We start from the raw sequence: 18,405 nt of genomic DNA, 5'->3' as shown, positions 1-18,405 counted from the left end.
CCTAGCCTCAACACTGGAGCGCATTCGACTGCCGTCCTCTCGCCGGGAAGCGAAGGGGATCGTCTATCCTGTTGCGCCTCCTCATCCCTGATGAAGAGGGCTCGAACATGAAATTCACACTCAATGGAGCCGAGAGCACCATCGAGGCGGACGGCAATATGCCGCTGCTTTGGGCGCTTCGCGACGTCGTCGGTCTCACCGGCACCAAATTCGGCTGCGGCGCCGCGCTGTGCGGCGCCTGCACGGTGCATCTGGACGGCGTGCCCGTCCGCTCGTGCCAGACCTTCCTGTCCGACGTCGAGGGCAAGAACGTCACCACCATCGAAGGCGTCGTCGCTGGCGGCGAGGTCGGCCAGGCGGTGGTCGCGGCGTGGCGTAAGCTCGACGTCGTGCAGTGCGGCTACTGCCAGTCTGGCCAGATCATGTCGGCTGTGGGCCTGCTGAGCGACAACCGCAAGCCGACCGACGCGGACATTGACGCCGCCATGGACGGCAATGTCTGCCGCTGCGCCACCTATCAGCGCATCCGGGCGGCGATCCACGAAGCTGCCTCCAACCTCGCGTGAGCGCCATGCACATCATCAAGCCGGACCAATACCGCAAGATGCTGGCCAGCTTCGGCGAGCCGGTGGCGCCCTCGCGCCGCGGCTTCCTGAAGGGCATCGCCGCCGTCGGTGGTGCGCTCGTCATCGGCCTGCATCTCGAGCCGGGCAAGGCGTTTGCCGCCGCCATGACCGACGCGCCGATGCCCAATGCCTTCGTGCGCATTGCCCCCGACAGCACGGTCACCGTGCTGATCAAGCATCTCGACATGGGGCAGGGGGTCACCACGGGCCTGTCCACCATCGTCGCCGAGGAACTCGACGCCGACTGGAGCCAGATGCGCGCCGCCTTCGCCCCGGCCGATTCGCAGCTCTACAACAACCTGCTGTTCGGCCCGATCCAGGGCACGGGCGGCTCGACCTCGGTCGCCAATAGCTGGGAACAGCTGCGCAAGGCCGGCGCCGCCGCCCGGCAGATGCTGATTGCCGCCGCGGCCGAGAAGTGGAACGTGCCGGCCGCCAGCGTCACCATCGACAAGGGCGTGCTGAAAAGCGGCAGTCACTCCGGTACCTTCGGCGAATTCGCCGAGGCTGCTGCCAAGCGGTCGGTGCCGACCGAGGTGACGCTGAAGGACCCGAAGGACTTCAAGCTGATCGGCACGCGCCTGCCGCGTCTCGATTCGGCCGAGAAGACCGACGGCAAGGCGATCTACGCGCTAGATATCCGCCGTCCGGGCATGCTCACCGCCGTGCTGCGCCGTCCGGACCGCTTCGGCGCCAAGCTGAAGAGCTTCGACGCCACCGCGGCGAAGAAGGTGCCGGGCGTGGTCGAGGTGGTGGCGGTGCCCAACGGCATCGCCGTGCTGGCCGAGAATACCTGGGCGGCGATCCAGGGGCGGGACGCGCTCGCCAGCATCGTCTGGGACGAGGCCGATGCCGAGATGCGCGGCACCACCGAGCTGATGGACGCCTACAAGAAGCTCGCCACCGGGCCCGGCAAACCGGCCGCCCGCAAGGGCGACGCGGCCAAGGGCATCGCTGGCGCGGCCAAGACCATCGAGGTGGAGTTCGAGTTCCCCTATCTCGCCCACGCCCCGATGGAGCCGCTCAACTGCGTGATCGAGAAGACCGGCGACGGCGTCACCATCTGGACCGGTTCGCAGTTCCAGACCATCGAGCAGGCGGTCACCGCCGGCATCATGGGGCTGAAGCCCGAGCAGGTGAAGATCGAGACGCTGTGGGCCGGCGGCTCGTTCGGCCGCCGCGCCAACCCGCCGGCCGACTATGTCGCCGAGGCTGCGACCATCCTCAAAGCCATCGACGGCAAGGCGCCGGTGCACCTCGTCTGGACCCGCGAGGACGACATCAAGGGCGGCTTCTACCGGCCGATGTTCTACCACAAGGTCCGCGCCGGCCTGACCGCCGACGGCAAGATCGCCGGCTGGGAACAGCAGATCGTCGGCCAGTCCTTCATCGTCGGCACCCCTTTCGAGGCGTTCATCATCAAGGACGGCGTCGACGGGACCTCGGTCGAGGGCGCTGCCGACACTAATTACGAGATCGGCAATTTCGCGGTGGACCTGCACACCACCGCCTCGAAGGTGCCGACCCTGTGGTGGCGCTCGGTCGGCCATACCCACACCGCGCAAGTGGTGGAGGTGGTGATCGACGAGCTCGCGCGCGCCGCCGGCCGCGATCCCGTGGAGTTCCGGCTGGAGCTGTTGAAGGACAAGCCGCGCCACACCGCCGTGCTGAAGCTGCTGGCGGAAAAGGCGAACTGGGGTTCGAAGCCGGGGCCAGGCAAGGGGCGGGGGCTCTCGCTGCATGAAAGCTTCAACACCGTGGTCGGCAGCGTGATCGACGTCTCGGTAGTGGACGGCCAGATCAAGGTCGACAAAGTGGTGTGCGCGGTGGATTGCGGCATCGCCGTCAATCCGGACGTGGTCGCCGCGCAGGTCGAGGGCGGCGTGGGCTTCGGCCTCGGCGCGGCGCTGCACGACGAGATCACCATGGACAAGGGCGTGGTCGAGCAGTCGAATTTCGACGGCTACATTCCCTTGCGCATGTCGGAGATGCCGAAGGTGGAGGTACACATCCTGCCCTCCGCCAACGCGCCGACCGGCATCGGCGAGCCGGGCGTGCCGGGCGTTGCCCCGGCACTATCCAACGCCATCTTCGATGCCACCGGCCAGCGGCTGCGCTCGCTGCCGTTCAAGCTGGAAGACTTCAAGGCGTGAGCTCTCGCTGAACGCCTCTAAAGGCCGGCGCAAGCCGGCCTTTTTCTTTTGCTCGCTTGCTTCGTCCTCTCAACTGCCGATCGCCCGCATCGCCCCCGCCGGCGCATCGAACACCGCGCGGTCGCGGGCGTTGACGGTGCGGGCCACGCGGGTCGGCCTCTGCTGCCTCGACGGCACTCTCAAACCGATTGCTTTGCCGTCGCGTGCGATGGTGGGCTGAGCTGCGGCAGGAATTCCGGTCCGCGCCGGGCGAGGAACTCGGTGAGCGCGGTGGCCGGCGGGGTGAGGCGCTTGGCCGAGCGCTTGACCACGAACCATTGCCGGACTTCCGGCAGGCCCTCGACGTCGAGCATGGCGAGGCGACCATCCGCCACCTCGGCGGCGATGGTGTGGGCGGAGATGAAGGCAAGGCCCATCCCCGCCATCACCGCCTGCTTGATGGTCTCGTTGGAGCCGATCTCCATGGCTATGCGCGGCTCGATGCCGGCTTCCTGGAAGAAGCGCTCCATCAGCCCGCGCGTGCCCGAGCCGGGCTCGCGCGACAGGAAGCTCGCATTGGCCAGAGCTGACGCCTTGATCCGGCGCCCCAGCAAGGGGTGGCCGGCGGGCGCGATGATGAGATGGGGATGTTCGCCGATCGGGCTCTTGTCGACCTCGATGTCGAGCGGCGGACGACCCATGATGGCGAGGTCGATGGAATCGCCGCGCAGCGCCGCGATCATCTCCTCCCGATTGCCGACGACGAGGGCGATGTCGATGCCGGGATGCAGTCGGGCAAAGGCGCCGAGCGCGTTCGGCACGAAATACTTTGCCGTCGACACAAGTCCGACCGAGACATGGCCGGACTTCAGCCCCTTCATGCCGTCGAGCGCGGCGCCGCAATCGGCCATGGCCTGCTCGATGCGGGCGACCGCCGCCAGCACCTCGCGCCCCGCCGCGCTGGGCTGGAAGCGCTCGCCGGCGCGGTCCAGCAAGGGCAGGCCGAGATGCTCCTCCAGCTGCTGTACCTGCATCGTCACCGCCGGCGGAGTGACGTTGAGTTTCTTCGCCGCCGCCGTCACCGTGCCGGTCTCGACGATGGCCGCGAGGGCGCGCATCTGCTTGAGGGTGGCATTACGCATTTGGCATTACAGTTCAGTTTAATTGAATAACTAGGAAAGAATATTCGAATTTCCTTACGCCTGCAACTCGGGCACTGTGTTCACAACAACAGGCGTCCGCCGCTTCGGGTCCCCCACTCGAAGGCCTAACGGAAACGACACGCCAAAGGGCAAAAAGCCCTCACTGTCACTGGGGAAACGCCAATGAGACGCCCGACGTTGGGAGACCACCTCGCACGGTGGTCGGAGACGAATGATCTGCGCTGCGACATCGCCGCCAGCGTGAACGCGCTGACCGGCGCCGGCATCAAGATTGCCGAACTGCTTGCCGCCGGCCCGCTTGCCGGCAGCCTCGCCACGGTGCGCGGCTATCACGAGGATGGCGACAGCCAGAAGGAACTCGACGTCATTGCCGACGATCTGGTGCGCGAGGCGCTGAAGGCAGCGCCGGTCGCCCTGCTCGGATCGGAGGAGGCGGAGGTCGCTGAACTGCTCGATCCCAGCGGTACGCTCGCCATAGCGGTCGACCCACTCGACGGTTCGTCGAACATCGACAGCAACATGACGGTGGGCACGATCTTCTCGATCCTGCCCTATACCGGCCCCGACGCGCTGCTTCAGTCCGGCTCGCGCCAGCTCGCCGCCGGCTTCCTGATCTACGGGCCGCAGACGGCGCTGGTGCTGACCGTCGGTGCGGGCACGCAACTCTTCGTGCTGGACCGTGCCTCGGGCGAGTTCGTCCTCGCCACGGAGCGCGCGCTGGTGGTTCCCGAGACCGCGGAATACGCCATCAACGGTTCGAACGAGCGGCACTGGGACCTGTCCGTCCGCTCCTATGTCGACGATTGCCGCGCCGGGCTCGAAGGGCCACGCGCCAAGGATTTCAATACCCGCTGGGTCGCCTCGATGGTGGCGGATGCCTACCGCATCCTGGTGCGCGGCGGCGTCTATCTCTATCCCGGCGATGCACGGCGCGGCTACCAGCAGGGTCGCCTGCGGCTGGTCTACGAGGCCAACCCGGTCGCCTTCCTGATGGAGCAGGCGCAGGGCGCCGCGACCGACGGCGTAACCTCGATCCTTGAACTCGAGCCAACGCATCTGCACCAGCGCGTGCCGCTGGTGTTTGGCTCGCGCGCCGAAGTCGAGCGCATCGCACGCTACCACAATGATTCGGCCGCCATGCCGGAGCGCTCGCCGCTGTTCGGCCGGCGCGGCCTCTTGCGCGCCTGAGGGGAGAGGACCCATGTCGATCCATCACCCCATCATTTCCGTCACTGGCTCCTCTGGCGCGGGCACCACCTCGGTGCGGCGCATCTTCGAGCAGATCTTCCGCCGCGAGAACGTGGTCGCCGCCTATATCGAGGGCGACGCCTTCCACCGCTACAACCGCGCCGAGATGCGCGAGATGATGGCCGAGGAATCCTCGCGCGGAAACAACCATTACAGCCATTTCGGCCCCGATTCGAACCTGTTCGAGGAGTTGGAGGAGACCTTCCGTTCCTATTCGGTGACCGGCAGCGGCCAGACCCGCCACTATGTTCATGACGCCAAGGAGGCGGAGGAATATGGCGGCCCGCCCGGCACCTTCACCGACTGGGAGCCGATCCCGACGCCCACGGACCTGCTGTTCTATGAAGGCCTCCACGGCGCGGTGATCAGCGGCAATGTCGATGTCGCGCGCTATGCGGACCTGAAGATCGGCGTCGTGCCGGTCATCAACCTCGAATGGATCCAGAAGATCCATCGCGACCGCTCGCATCGCGGCTATTCCACCGAGGCGGTGACCGACACCATCCTGCGTCGCATGCCGGATTACGTGAACTACATCTGCCCGCAGTTCACCCATACCGACATCAACTTCCAGCGCGTGCCGACGGTGGACACCTCGAACCCGTTCATCGCGCGGTGGATACCCACAGCCGACGAATCCATCGTCGTCATCCGCTTCAAGAGCCCGCGCGGGATCGATTTTCCCTACCTGCTCTCGATGATCCAGGGCTCGTGGATGAGCCGCGCCAATTCCATCGTGATCCCCGGCGGCAAGCTCGACATCGCGATGCAGCTCATCCTCACCCCGATGATCCTCAACCTCGTCGACAAGAAGCGGCGCGCCGCGTGAGCCGGGAGAACATCATGCTCATCCGACCCAACGACCAGGCCTTCCGGGATGCCGACGCGCCGGAGGCCGTCACCGAGATCGCTCACGACGACATGGCGAACGCGCTGCGGGCGCTGGCCATGGACGCGGTGGAACGCGCCAAGTCCGGCCATCCCGGCATGCCGATGGGCATGGCGGATGTCGCCACCGCCCTGTTCAGCCGCTTCATTAAGATCGATCCGTCGCGGCCCGACTGGGCCGACCGCGACCGCTTCATTCTCTCCGCCGGCCACGGCTCGATGCTGCTCTACGCGATGCACCATCTGCTCGGCTATGCCGATATGGGAATCGAGGAGATCAAGCGGTTCCGCCAGCTCGGCGCCATCACCGCCGGCCATCCCGAGCACGGCCACACGCTGGGCGTGGAGACCACCACCGGCCCGCTGGGCCAGGGGCTGACCACGGCGGTCGGCATGGCGCTCGCCGAGCGCATGCAGAATACCCGTTTCGGCGACGAACTCGTCGATCACCACACCTATGTCATCGCCGGTGATGGCTGCCTGATGGAAGGCATCTCGCACGAGGCGATCGACCTCGCCGGGCACCTCAAGCTCGGCAAGCTGATCGTGCTGTGGGACGACAACGGCATCTCGATCGACGGGCGCACCACGCTCTCGACCTCGACCGACCAACTCGCCCGCTTCCGCGCCGCCGGCTGGGATGTCGCCTCCGTCGATGGCCACGCCTACCACGCCGTGGTCGACGCCATTGCCGAGGCGCGCGCGTCCGACCGGCCGAGCCTGATCGCCTGCCGCACCACTATCGGCTTCGGCGCGCCGACCAAGGCCGGCACGGAAGGCGCCCATGGCGCCCCGCTCGGTGCGGCCGAGATCGAAGGTGCACGGGCCCGGCTCGGCTGGAACCATCCGCCCTTCGAGATACCCGACAGCGTGCGCGCCGACTGGCAGCGCGTGGCGGCGCGCGGACGCGCCGCGCGCGAGGCCTGGGAAAAGCGGCTTGCCGCCGCGCCGCGCCGCGCCGACTTCAATGCCGCCCTCAGTGGCGAACTGCCGGCCGATTTCGACGAGAAGCTCACCGCCTACAAGCGCGAGCTGTCTGCGACGACGCCCAGCGTCGCCAGCCGCAAGGCCTCGGAGATGGCGCTCGGCGTGATCAACGCGGCCACCGATCTCACCATTGGCGGCTCGGCGGACCTCACCCATTCGAACCTCACCCTCACCAAGGGGCTCGGCTCGGTGGCTCCCGGCGACTATGCCGGCCGCTACATCCATTACGGCATCCGCGAGCACGCCATGGGTGCGGTGATGAACGGCATCGCCTTGCATGGCGGCTTCATCCCCTATGGAGGCACCTTCATGGTGTTCTCCGACTATGCCCGCGGCGCCATGCGGCTCTCCGCCCTGATGGGCCAGCGCGTTGTCTATGTGCTGACCCACGATTCCATCGGGCTCGGCGAGGACGGGCCGACGCACCAGCCGGTCGAACACCTCGCCATGCTGCGGGCGACGCCGAACCTCAACGTGTTCCGTCCCGCCGACGCGGTGGAGACTCTGGAGGCCTGGCAGCTTGCGCTGCATGCGGAGACGACGCCCTCGGTGCTGGCGCTGTCGCGGCAGAACCTGCCGACCTTCCGCACCGAGCACAGTGACGAGAACCTCACCGGCTACGGGGCCTATGTCATCCGCAAGCCGAAGCGCCGGCGCGACGTGACGCTGCTCGCCACGGGGTCCGAGGTCGAGATCGCGCTCAAGGCGGCGGACATGCTGGCCCTGCGCGACGTCGATGCGGCGGTCGTCTCCATGCCGTGCTGGGAGCTGTTCGAGAAGCAGAGCGCGGACTATCGCCGGCAGGTGCTCGGCACGGCGCCGCGCGTCGCCGTCGAGGCCGCCGCTCGGCTCGGCTGGGATCGCTGGATCGGCGAACGCGGACGCTTCGTCGGCATGAACGGCTTCGGCGCCTCGGCGCCGGCACCCGAGCTTTACGAGCATTTCGGCATCACGCCCGCAGGGGTGGTCGACGCCGTCTGCGACATCCTCACCTGCGCCTGAGCCGGAGGAAAGCCAATGGCCCGCATCACCCTTCGCCAGCTTCTCGACCACGCGGCCGAGCACGGCTACGGCGTCCCCGCCTTCAACATCAACAATATGGAACAGGGCCTCGCCATCCTCGAGGCAGCCTATGCGGTCGACGCGCCGGTCATTATCCAGGCCAGCCGCGGCGCGCGCTCCTACGCCCACGACATCATGCTCTCGCGGATGATCGAGGCGCTGACCGAGATGTACCCCTCGATCCCGATCTGCATGCATCAGGACCACGGGAACAACGAGGCGACCTGCCTGTCGGCGATCCAGCACGGCTTCACCTCGGTGATGATGGACGGCTCGCTCATGGCGGATGCCAAGACGCCGGCGGACTACGATTACAACGTTGCCATCACCCGCCGCGTGGTCGATGCCGCCCACTGGGTCGGCGCCTCGGTCGAGGGCGAACTCGGCGTGCTCGGCTCGCTGGAGCACGGCGCCGGCGAGCAGGAGGACGGACACGGCGCGGAAGGTGCACTCAGCCACGACCAGCTGCTGACCGATCCCGACCAGGCGGTGGATTTCGTCGCCCGCACCAAGGTCGACGCACTCGCCATCGCCATGGGCACCTCGCACGGTGCCTACAAGTTCTCGCGCAAGCCGGATGGCGACATCCTCGCCATGCATGTGATCGAGGAGATACATAGCCGGCTGCCGAACGTGCATCTGGTCATGCACGGTTCCTCCTCGGTGCCGCAGGCGCTGCAGGACCTGTTCAACGCCTCCGGCGGTGAGATGCCCCAGACCTGGGGTGTGCCGGTGGAGGAGATCGTGCGCGGCATCCGCCACGGCGTGCGCAAGGTCAACATCGACACCGATTGCCGCCTCGCCATGACCGCGCATTTCCGCAAGGTCGCGCAGGGCTCGAAGTCGGAGTTCGACCCGCGCAAATTCCTCAAGCCTGCCATGGACGCGATGCGCGACCTCTGCCGCGAGCGCTTCGAGCAGTTCGGCACGGCAGGCCAGGCTTCCAAGATCACGCCCTTGCCGCTCGCGGCAATGGCCAAGCGCTACGCCTCGGGTGTGCTCGATCCGGTGATCGGCGGCGCAAGGGTCGCGGCGGAATGAACGAACCCGCCTCCGGCGGGAAACACATCAAGGGAACAGTCCGGAGCGTGCCGACGCACGGCGCCGACGGGCACGCCACAGGAGTGAGATCGATGAACGCGATCGACAAGACCGTCTCCACCGAGAAGCCGCGCAGCCGCTACAGCGCCGGCGTGATGGAATACCGCAAGATGGGCTATTGGGAGCCCGATTACGAGCCGAAGGACACCGACGTCATCGCCCTGTTCCGCGTCACCCCGCAAGACGGCGTCGACCCGATCGAGGCCTCCGCGGCGGTGGCCGGCGAAAGCTCGACGGCGACTTGGACCGTGGTGTGGACCGACCGCCTGACGGCGCACGACAAGTACCGCGCCAAGTGCTACCGGGTCGATCCGGTGCCGAATTCGCCCGGCCAGTGGTTCGCCTACATCGCCTACGACCTCGATCTGTTCGAGAACGGCTCGATCTCCAACCTGTCGGCCTCGATCATCGGCAATGTGTTCGGCTTCAAGCCGCTCAAGGCGCTGCGCCTCGAGGACATGCGCCTGCCGGTCGCCTATGTGAAGACCTTCGACGGCCCGGCCACCGGCATCGTGGTGGAGCGCGAGCGACTTGACAAGTTCGGCCGTCCGCTGCTCGGCGCCACGGTGAAGCCCAAGCTTGGCCTGTCCGGCCGCAATTATGGCCGCGTGGTCTATGAGGCTCTGAAGGGCGGGCTGGACTTCACCAAGGACGACGAGAATATCAACTCGCAGCCCTTCATGCACTGGCGCGAGCGTTTCCTCTATTGCATGGAGGCGGTGAACAAGGCGCAGGCGTCCACCGGCGAGATCAAGGGCACCTACCTCAACGTGACCGCCAGCACGATGGAGGACATGTACGAGCGCGCCGACTTCGCCAAGAGCCTCGGCTCGAACATCGTCATGATCGACCTGGTGATCGGCTACACCGCGATCCAGTCCATGGCGAAGTGGGCGCGGCGCAACGACATGATCCTGCATCTGCACCGCGCCGGCCACTCCACCTATACCCGGCAGAAGAGCCATGGCGTGTCGTTCCGCGTCATCGCCAAGTGGATGCGCCTCGCCGGCGTCGACCACATCCATGCCGGCACGGTGGTCGGCAAGCTGGAAGGCGACCCCCACACCACCAAGGGCTATTACGACATCTGCCGCGAGGACTTCGTGCCGACGAACCTCGCCCATGGCGTGTTCTTCGACCAGCCCTGGGCTTCGACCCGCAAGCTGATGCCGGTGGCTTCCGGCGGCATTCATGCCGGCCAGATGCACCAGCTCATTGACCTGCTCGGCGAGGATGTGGTGCTGCAGTTCGGCGGCGGCACCATCGGCCACCCCATGGGCATCCAGGCCGGCGCCACCGCCAACCGCGTCGCGCTGGAGGCGATGATCCTCGCCCGCAACGAGGGCCGCGAGATCCTGCACGAGGGGCCGGAGATCCTGAAGGAGGCCGCGCGCCACTGCCTGCCGCTGAAGCAGGCACTGGAGACGTGGAAGGACGTCACCTTCAACTACACCTCCACCGACACGCCCGACTTCGTGCCGCAGGCGACCGCGGCGGAATGACTTCGTTCGGGAGCGTCATCCCGGACATGCCAAAGGCGTGATCCGGGATCGCAAGCCGCAAGGGCGCTCCCTTCCTGAATCCGATCCCGGCCCGGCCTGTGGCCGTCCGGGATGACGAGAGCGAGACACCACCATGCGCATCACCCAGGGAGCCTTCTCCTTCTTGCCCGACCTCACCGATCCGCAGATCGCCAAGCAGGTGCAGTACTGCATCGACAAGGGCTGGGCGGTGAACATCGAGTTCACCGACGACCCGCACCCTCGCAATACCTATTGGGAGATGTGGGGCATGCCGATGTTCGACGTGAAGGACGCCGCCGGCGTCATGTTCGAGCTGAACGAGTGCCGCAAGGCCTATAAGGGCCGACACTACATCCGTGTCAGCGCCTTCGATCCCACCCATGGCTGGGAATCGCTGCGCCTGTCCTTCATCGCCGACCGTCCGGCCGAGGAGCCCGGCTTCGCGCTGGAGCGCCAGGAAGTCGACGGTCGCGCCATCCGCTACACCACGCGCGCCTATGCGGCGAACCGCCCGGAGGGTGCGCGCTACTAGCCTCGCCTTCCGCGTTTTCTCCTGCCGGGACGGTATCCGCCCCGCTCGAAAACGCTGCTGAAATCCGTCGGTCTCCCCTTACTCCCCCGACGGAACTATCGCGGCCGCTCGGTTTCCTCCCCGGCCGCGAGGGACCGACTCTGGAATGCCGCGCCCGGAGTCGGTCCCCCTTTCCTTCCATGCGAGCGGGAGCCATTGCCATGGACGCCGTCATCGACAGCCCGCCTGTTGCCGCCACTGAGCCGGTGCCCGAGGCGATCGACCTGCGCGCCGAGTTCACTGAGAGCGGGCTCGCCGGCATCCTGCAGGAACTCGACGCCGATCTCGTCGGCCTCGGGCCGGTGAAGCAGCGGCTGCGCGAGATCGGCGCGCTGCTGCTGGTCGACCGTGCTCGCTCCCGCTTCGGTCTGCAGGCGGTGAGCCCGACCCTGCATATGAGCTTCACCGGCAATCCGGGGACGGGCAAGACCACCGTCGCGCTGCGCATGGCGGCGATCCTCCACCGGCTCGGCTATGTCCGCAAAGGCCATCTGGTCACCGTCACCCGCGACGATCTGGTCGGCCAGTATATCGGCCACACCGCCCCCAAGACCAAGGAAGTGCTCAAGCGCGCCATGGGCGGGGTGCTGTTCATCGACGAGGCCTATTATCTCTACCGGCCGGAGAACGAGCGCGACTATGGGCAGGAGGCGATCGAGATCCTCTTGCAGGTGATGGAGAACCAGCGCGACGATCTCGTCGTCATCCTCGCCGGCTATGCCGACCGGATGGAGCGCTTCTTCACCGCCAATCCCGGCTTCCGCTCGCGGGTCGCCCACCATATCGACTTCCCCGACTATTCCGGCGAGGAACTGGAAGGGATCGGCGGGCGCATCCTCGGCGACATGAACTATGCGCTCAGCCCGGCGGCGGCGGAGGCGTTCCACCGCTATGTCGAGCTGCGTATGGCTCAACCGCATTTCGCCAATGGCCGCTCGATCCGCAATGCGCTCGACCGCGCCCGGCTGCGCCAGGCCAATCGGTTGTTCGCCAGCGAGCGGCCGGTGACGGCGAAGGACCTCGTGACCATCGAGGCCGAGGACATTCTCTCCAGCCGGGTGTTCTCCGGCGGCATCGACAGCTATCCGCCGCTCAAGTGATCGAACGGCGCTGAATCTTCCCCTCCCCATAGGGGAGAGGGGGCGGCGCTTCAGTTCGCGCGATGTATAAGGAGATTTCCATGGTGCTCATCGCCCCTTCCATGCTCGCCTCCGATTTCTCCCGCCTCGGCGAGGAGGTGCGCGATGTGGTGGCCGCCGGCGCCGACTGGATCCATCTCGACGTGATGGATGGGCATTTCGTGCCGAACATCACCTTCGGGCCGGATGTCATCAGGGCGATCCGCCCCTGCACCGACAAGGTGTTCGACGTGCATCTGATGATCGAGCCGGTGGAGCCCTATATCGAGGCCTTCGCCAAGGCGGGGGCGGATGTGATCACCGTGCAGGCCGAGGCGACGCACCATCTCGACCGCTGCCTCCAGCTGATTCGCTCGCTCGGCAAGAAGGCCGGCGTGGCGCTGAATCCGGCGACGCCGGAGAGCGCCGTCGCCTATGTGCTGGACAAGGTCGATCTGATCCTGCCGATGACGGTCAATCCCGGCTTTGGCGGGCAGGCCTTCATCGCCGACGTGCTGCCCAAGGTGCACCGCCTGCGCGCAATGATCGCCGGCCGGCCGATTCATATCGAGATCGACGGCGGGGTGAACCCGGAGACCGGCGCGCTCTGCGCCGCCGCCGGCGCCGATGTGCTGGTCGCCGGCTCGGCGGTGTTCAAGGGCGGGCGCGAAGCCTATCGCGGCAACATTTCCGCCATCCGCGCCGCCAGCGAGAAGGTGCGCGTGGCGGCGTGAGCGCCGGCGTCGCTCAGCGCAGCGCGTCCTCGGTCATGTTGAGGATGAGGATCTGCTTGGCGCTGTCGGGGATCGAGGGCGAGGTCCGCAGTTCCAGGTCGAGTGCGGGCCGCTTGTTCTGTACCAGCGTCGCCAGCTTGTTGGCGACGTCGGCGCTGGCGGCGTTGTAGGACAGCGTGTTGCTGGTCGGGTTCGACACGCCCGCGTCCGACACCAGCACCTCGAAGCCCGCCGACTTCAATATGCCGGTGAACTGCTCCACCTTCGCGGCCGGCACGCTGCCCGTGGGGGCGAACATGCGCACAATGTAGCCGGCACCGAGACCAGCGGGCTTGGCGGGCGGCTCGGGTGCGGCGGCCGGTGCGGCTGCCGCCGATGGCGGCTCGCTCGCCGCCGGCGTGGGGGCGACAGGTACCGTCGCGACGGACGTCGGCGCTATCGGGGCGGAGGCGGCGGGCGGGGCGGTCTCGCTCTGCGGCAGGGCGGCGACGCGGGCCGGCCCGGAAGCGGCCTCCGCGGCGATCGCGGCCTTGTCGTCGACAGCGGCGACGGCGCCGCGCAACTCCTCGATCTGCGTGCGCAGCGTGCCGAGTTCGGCTCGCAGCGAAAGCACCTGGTAGAGGCCGAACCCGGGCAGCACGATCAGCAGCGCGGCGACAGCGCCGAGCACGGCCGCCAGCAGTGGATGGGTGGCACGCGGCGCGGGCGCGGCCGGTGCCGACGGGCGCTGCGCCTCGATTTCCATTCGCTTGGTCTCGACATCCAGCCGGCGCATGTCGACCTTGAGCCGCTCGATGTCGATCCAGCGGCGGAAGGCCTCGGGCTCCTGCGGCGGCCCCTTGGCGCGGTGCGGTGCGGCGGGGCGGGGGCCGGCATGATGTGCGACCGCCGGGCTGTCGGCCGCCTGCGTCGGCGCGATCTCGTCGCCGGACCTGGCTTCCTCCAGCGATGGCTCGTGCTTTTCCATGACTCAACTCCCGAACTGGACTGCACCCGCCAAAGCTAGGTTCCAGCTATGGCGGAATTGCAAGCCGTTCCTCCCCGCATGCTTTACGGAGCGCGCCGCCGTCGGCGCCGTCGACCTCAGTCCTGAAGTCCGACGATGGCGCGGGCGAAATCGCGGGCCTCGAAGGGCTCCAGATCGTCAATGCCCTCGCCGACGCCGATGAGGTGGATAGGCAGGCCGTGCTTGGCGGCGATGGCGACGAGAATGCCGCCGCGCGCCGTGCCGTCGAGCTTGGTCATGACGAGGCCGGTGACGCCCGCCACCCGCTTGAACACCTCGACCTGCGACAGCGCATTCTGGCCGACTGTGGCGTCGAGCGTCAGCACCACGGCATGCGGCGCGCTCGGCTCCTGCTTCTTGATGACGCGGACGATCTTCTCCAGCTCGGCCATCAGCTCGGTGCGGTTCTGCAACCGGCCGGCAGTGTCGATGATGACAACGTCGGCGCCCTCGTCGCGCGCTTTCTGCACGGCATCGAAGGCGACGCCGGCGGCATCGGCGCCGGGCGCGCGGGCGACCAGTGCGGCGCCGGTACGGTCCGCCCACACCTTCAGCTGCTCGATGGCCGCGGCGCGAAACGTGTCGCCGGCCGCGAGCACGACTTTCTTGCCTTGCGCGCGCAGGGTCGAGGCGAGCTTGCCGATGGTGGTAGTCTTGCCCGAGCCGTTGACGCCGACCATCAGCAGCACGAAGGGCTTCACCGCGGGATCGAACACCAGCGGCCGCGCCACCGGCTTTAGCACCGCCTCGATCTCGTGGGCGACGGAGGCGCGCACCTCCTCCGGGCTGATCTTGCGGTCATAGAGCCCGAGGCTCAGGATTTCGGCGATGCGCGCGGCATTCTCGACGCCGAGATCGGCGCGGATGAGTACGTCCTCGAAATCCTCGATGGTGGCGGCGTCGAGCTGGCGCTTGGTGAACAGATCGGTGATGCCGGTCGACAGTTCCGACGCGGTGCGGGTCAGGCCCTTGGTCAGGCGCTTCCAGAAGCCGGTGCGCTCGCTCGGTGTGTCGTTCATCAGGGTCACGCTGCAATCAGCCGCGTGCCGTCATGGCCCGCGACACGTATATGGGCGAAGGTGCCGGGCACGAGCGGGCGCGCCAGCCGGACCGGAGTGAAGCCTTTGGTGCGGGCGATGCCGCCGCGCTCGGCGAGAACCTCGCGCTCGGCCCCGACCTCAGTAGCGAGGTGCCGCTGAAGGGCCGCTTCGCCCTTTTCGCGCAGCCGTCGGGCGCGGGCGCGGATGGTCTCGGGCCCGAGCTGCGGCATGCGCGCGGCCGGCGTCCCCGGACGCGGCGAGAATGGGAAGACGTGCAGATGCGTCAGCCCGCAGGCATCGACGAGGTCGAGCGAGGCGCGGAAATGCGCTTCGGTCTCGGTCGGGAAGCCGGCGATGATGTCGGCGCCGAACACCATGTCGGGGCGACGGCGGCGGACCTCGCGGCAGAAATCGATAGCCTGAAGCCGCGAGTGCCGGCGCTTCATCCGCTTGAGGATGAGATCGTCGCCCGCCTGCAAGGAGAGGTGCAGATGCGGCATCAGCCGCTCCTCCTCGGCGATGGCGCGCATGAGATCGTCGTCGACCTCGATCGAATCGATGGAGGAGAGCCGCAACCGGCGAAGTTCCGGCACATGGCGCAGCAGATTGCGCACTAGCGCGCCGAGCCGGGGCGTGCCCGGCAGGTCGGCGCCATAGGAGGTGAGATCGACGCCGGTCAGCACCACCTCGCCGAACCCGTCCTCGACCAGCTGGCGAACCCGCGCGACTACGGCGCCCATCGGCACCGAGCGGGAATTGCCGCGCCCATAGGGGATGATGCAGAAGGTACAGCGATGGTCGCAGCCATTCTGCACCTGCACGAAGGCGCGGGTGTGCCCGTCAATGCCCTCCGCCGCGCCATCCAGAAGATGCGCCGCGGTCTCGCGCACGCGCATGATGTCGCCGACGACGGCCTTTTCCTCGGCGCCGAGGCCAAAATCCAGAGCCTGGCGCGTCGCGGCCCAACTCGCGGGCGACATCTTCTCCTCGTTGCCGAGCACGCGTTCGACTTCGTCCATGGCGGCGAAGGTCGCGGGCTCGGTCTGCGCGGCGCAGCCGGTCACGATGATGCGGCGGGCGGGGTCTTCCCGCTTCAGCCGGCGGATCGCCTGGCGCGCCTGCTTCACCGCTTCGCCGGTGACGGCGCAGGTGTTGACCACCACGGTGCGCTCCAGCCCCGCCGCGCCGGCCAGCGCCTTCACGGTGGCGGAATCCAGCGCGTTGAGGCGGCAGCCGAAGGTGACGACGTCGAGCGGCATGTCAGGCGGCGCCAGCGGGGGCGTCGAGGTTATTGGCGGCGAGCATGGCAGCGCTGAGCCGGCCGTCGAACTCGAACTCGGCCGGGCCGGTCATCAGGATATGGTCGTCGCTCTCGCGCCAGTCGATCACCAGATCGCCGCCCGGCAGGGTGATGGTGACGCGCCGGCCGGCGAGGCCGAGGCGGGCGGCCGCCACCGCGGCGGCGCAGGCCGCCGAGCCGCAGGCGCGCGTGAGGCCGACGCCGCGTTCCCACACCTTGAGCCTGATATGATCCGGGCCAACGAACTGGGCGAGCGAGATGTTCGCCCGCTCGGGGAAGATCGGGTGGTGTTCCAGCTCCGGTCCGTAATGGGCGAGGTCTACCGCGTCGATGTCGTCGACCCAGAAGATGGCGTGCGGATTGCCGACATTCACCACCGCCGGGCCGCGCAGCACCGGGGCATCGGCGGGACCGGCCTGCAATTCGATGGCGCGCGTGTCCGCGACCGGGCCGGCCAGCGGAATGTCGTGCCAGCCGAAATGCGGCATACCCATATCGGCGGTGATCGCCTCGCCGGCGATGCGGCAGTCCAGCAGGCCGGCGACGCTCTCGAATACCAGGTGGTCGCGGCCGGTGCGGCCAGCCTCGTAGAGTGCGATGCAGCGCGTGCCATTGCCGCAGGCACCCGATTCCGAGCCGTCGGCATTGATGATGCGCACAAAGGCGCTCGTACCCTCGGTCTTCGGCGGATAGAGCGCCATGATCTGGTCGAAGGGCAGCACCTCGGGGCGTGCAAGCGCCCGCGCTTCCTCCGGCGGGACCATGAGCGGCGCGTCGCGCAGATCCAGCACGACGATCTCGTTGCCGAGGCCGTTCATCTTCACGAAGGGGCGGTTTTCCAGCGCTGCCATGGCGAGACGAGATGTGTGGGACCGGGTGAGCTTGCTGCCCCCTATATGGCGAAGCGGGGCGCAAATGACCAGTGTCAAAGGAGCGCGGCCGTGCTCGCGGCTCGACGTGTCGTCGCACTGCCACGATTGCACGAGAGCATGCTCGTCCGCGCCGTGTGCCGTCGCGAGCGCGCTGCGGCGATGCTAAGAGTGAGGCGCGTTCGCGCTTTACCCGGTGATCCGATGCGTTTTCAGATTCTGCCCGCCCATGACGTGCTGCGCCGGTTCGCCCTGTTGCTTGCCCTGACCGGCACACTGGTGGCGTCGCCTCTCGCACTGGCGCAGGACGCGGCGCCGCCTCCCGTTCCGTCACAGCCTGCCGCGCCGGGGGCGGCTCCATCCCCCTCGACCGAGGCGGACAACCCGCTCGACGACGACAGCATGGTCGCGCCGCCCGTGGTGGACCCGAAAGGCGTCGACACGCAGGCCGTCGCCCCGGAGGACGATCCGATGAAGCGGCCGGACGGCTTCGGCGATGCGGCGCAGATGAAGCCGGTGCCGGTGCTGATGAAGGCGGGCAAGGCCAATTGGGATGATGCTTTCACCACCATCGTCGCGACATTGAAGGAGGTCGATGCCGAGATGGCGCGGCTGAAGCTGAAGCCGCACGGCGCCTCCTTCGTGATCTACACCTCGACCGACGATTACGGCTTCACCTTCGAGGCGGCGGTGCCGTTCGAGGGCGCCACGATGGAAAAGCCGCAGAACGACGTGCAGTTGTCCGCCTCGCCCGCCGGCAAGGCGTTGCGCTTCACCCATCGCGGGCCCTATGACGCGATGGACCCGACCTATGAGCAGATCGCCAACCTGCTCGATGCCAAGGACCTGGAGGCGGAGGACCTCTATGTCGAGGAATATCGCTCCGACCCGCGCACCACTTCGCAGGACGATCTCGTCATCGACATCTGGGTGCCGCTGAAGCCGGGCAGCCCGCCGGCGGCGGGGACACCCTAGGCGACGGGTTCGTGAATGCCGGCCCTATTCGCCACGCCCGCCGCACTGTGCTATGAGGCGCG

The 18,405-nt window shown here is 67.6% G+C and carries 16 protein-coding genes; 11 read left to right on the top strand and 5 right to left on the bottom strand.

Features of this window, described 5'->3' with window-relative positions:
* The first annotated feature begins 107 nt into the window (after positions 1-107).
* Together ACO2RV_RS16315 and ACO2RV_RS16310 are read left to right on the top strand one after the other, a co-directional pair.
* Entirely contained in the window at positions 108-566 is a 459-nt protein-coding gene (locus ACO2RV_RS16315; protein ID WP_423294867.1) for a (2Fe-2S)-binding protein, read from the top strand.
* 5 nt (positions 567-571) lie between these two features.
* Complete coding sequence (locus tag ACO2RV_RS16310) at positions 572-2,779, top strand: molybdopterin cofactor-binding domain-containing protein (protein ID WP_423294865.1); 2,208 nt, start codon at positions 572-574, stop codon at positions 2,777-2,779.
* A gap of 179 nt (positions 2,780-2,958) precedes the next feature.
* On the opposite strand, the gene ACO2RV_RS16305 is transcribed toward ACO2RV_RS16310, so the two are convergent.
* The gene (locus ACO2RV_RS16305) at positions 2,959-3,900 is read right to left on the bottom strand and encodes a LysR family transcriptional regulator (RefSeq protein WP_423294863.1); all 942 of its coding nucleotides are present in this window, start codon (positions 3,898-3,900) and stop codon (positions 2,959-2,961) included.
* A 183-nt stretch (positions 3,901-4,083) separates the two neighbouring features.
* On the opposite strand from ACO2RV_RS16305, the gene ACO2RV_RS16300 reads away from it, so the two are divergent.
* The 8 genes from ACO2RV_RS16300 (at position 4,084) to rpe (ending at position 13,153) form a co-directional block, all read left to right on the top strand.
* Positions 4,084-5,109 carry a class 1 fructose-bisphosphatase gene (locus tag ACO2RV_RS16300; RefSeq protein WP_423294861.1) on the top strand — a complete coding sequence of 342 codons (1,026 nt, stop codon included), beginning with the start codon at positions 4,084-4,086 and terminating at the stop codon, positions 5,107-5,109.
* Positions 5,110-5,122: 13 nt separating this feature from the next.
* On the top strand, positions 5,123-5,998 hold the full coding sequence (locus ACO2RV_RS16295; protein ID WP_423294859.1) for a phosphoribulokinase: 876 nt from the start codon (positions 5,123-5,125) through the stop codon (positions 5,996-5,998).
* 92 nt (positions 5,999-6,090) lie between these two features.
* Positions 6,091-8,046, top strand: a complete 1,956-nt coding sequence (gene tkt / locus ACO2RV_RS16290) for a transketolase (RefSeq protein WP_423294924.1) — start codon at positions 6,091-6,093, stop codon at positions 8,044-8,046.
* A gap of 15 nt (positions 8,047-8,061) precedes the next feature.
* Positions 8,062-9,147 (top strand): class II fructose-bisphosphate aldolase, encoded by a 1,086-nt coding sequence (fba, locus tag ACO2RV_RS16285; protein WP_423294857.1) that lies wholly within the window; start codon positions 8,062-8,064, stop codon positions 9,145-9,147.
* Positions 9,148-9,239: 92 nt separating this feature from the next.
* Positions 9,240-10,709 carry a form I ribulose bisphosphate carboxylase large subunit gene (locus ACO2RV_RS16280; protein WP_423294855.1) on the top strand — a complete coding sequence of 490 codons (1,470 nt, stop codon included), beginning with the start codon at positions 9,240-9,242 and terminating at the stop codon, positions 10,707-10,709.
* 133 nt (positions 10,710-10,842) lie between these two features.
* Positions 10,843-11,262, top strand: coding sequence for a ribulose bisphosphate carboxylase small subunit (locus ACO2RV_RS16275; protein WP_423294853.1), 420 nt, complete (start codon positions 10,843-10,845; stop codon positions 11,260-11,262).
* Between the two features lie 200 nt (positions 11,263-11,462).
* Entirely contained in the window at positions 11,463-12,401 is a 939-nt protein-coding gene (gene cbbX / locus ACO2RV_RS16270) for a CbbX protein (RefSeq protein WP_423294851.1), read from the top strand.
* Positions 12,402-12,481: 80 nt separating this feature from the next.
* Positions 12,482-13,153, top strand: coding sequence for a ribulose-phosphate 3-epimerase (gene rpe / locus ACO2RV_RS16265; RefSeq protein ID WP_423294849.1), 672 nt, complete (start codon positions 12,482-12,484; stop codon positions 13,151-13,153).
* Positions 13,154-13,166: 13 nt separating this feature from the next.
* On the opposite strand, the gene ACO2RV_RS16260 is transcribed toward rpe, so the two are convergent.
* The 4 genes from ACO2RV_RS16260 to dapF form a co-directional block, all read right to left on the bottom strand.
* The gene (locus ACO2RV_RS16260; RefSeq protein WP_423294847.1) at positions 13,167-14,120 is read right to left on the bottom strand and encodes a hypothetical protein; all 954 of its coding nucleotides are present in this window, start codon (positions 14,118-14,120) and stop codon (positions 13,167-13,169) included.
* A gap of 116 nt (positions 14,121-14,236) precedes the next feature.
* Complete coding sequence (gene ftsY, locus ACO2RV_RS16255; RefSeq protein ID WP_423294845.1) at positions 14,237-15,178, bottom strand: signal recognition particle-docking protein FtsY; 942 nt, start codon at positions 15,176-15,178, stop codon at positions 14,237-14,239.
* 5 nt (positions 15,179-15,183) lie between these two features.
* Positions 15,184-16,458, bottom strand: coding sequence for a tRNA (N(6)-L-threonylcarbamoyladenosine(37)-C(2))-methylthiotransferase MtaB (mtaB, locus tag ACO2RV_RS16250; protein ID WP_423294843.1), 1,275 nt, complete (start codon positions 16,456-16,458; stop codon positions 15,184-15,186).
* 1 nt (position 16,459) lies between these two features.
* Positions 16,460-17,350: a diaminopimelate epimerase gene (gene dapF, locus ACO2RV_RS16245; protein WP_423294841.1), complete on the bottom strand. Its 891-nt coding sequence runs from the start codon at positions 17,348-17,350 to the stop codon at positions 16,460-16,462.
* 222 nt (positions 17,351-17,572) lie between these two features.
* On the opposite strand from dapF, the gene ACO2RV_RS16240 reads away from it, so the two are divergent.
* The gene (locus ACO2RV_RS16240; RefSeq protein WP_423294839.1) at positions 17,573-18,343 is read left to right on the top strand and encodes a GyrI-like domain-containing protein; all 771 of its coding nucleotides are present in this window, start codon (positions 17,573-17,575) and stop codon (positions 18,341-18,343) included.
* Positions 18,344-18,405 lie beyond the last annotated feature (62 nt).

Source organism: Ancylobacter sp. VNQ12 (assembly GCF_049445835.1).
In the GTDB taxonomy this organism is placed as follows: Bacteria; Pseudomonadota; Alphaproteobacteria; order Rhizobiales; family Xanthobacteraceae; genus Ancylobacter.
The sequence above is the reverse complement of the archived record's forward strand: the minus strand, read 5'-3'. Positions and strand labels throughout refer to the sequence as shown.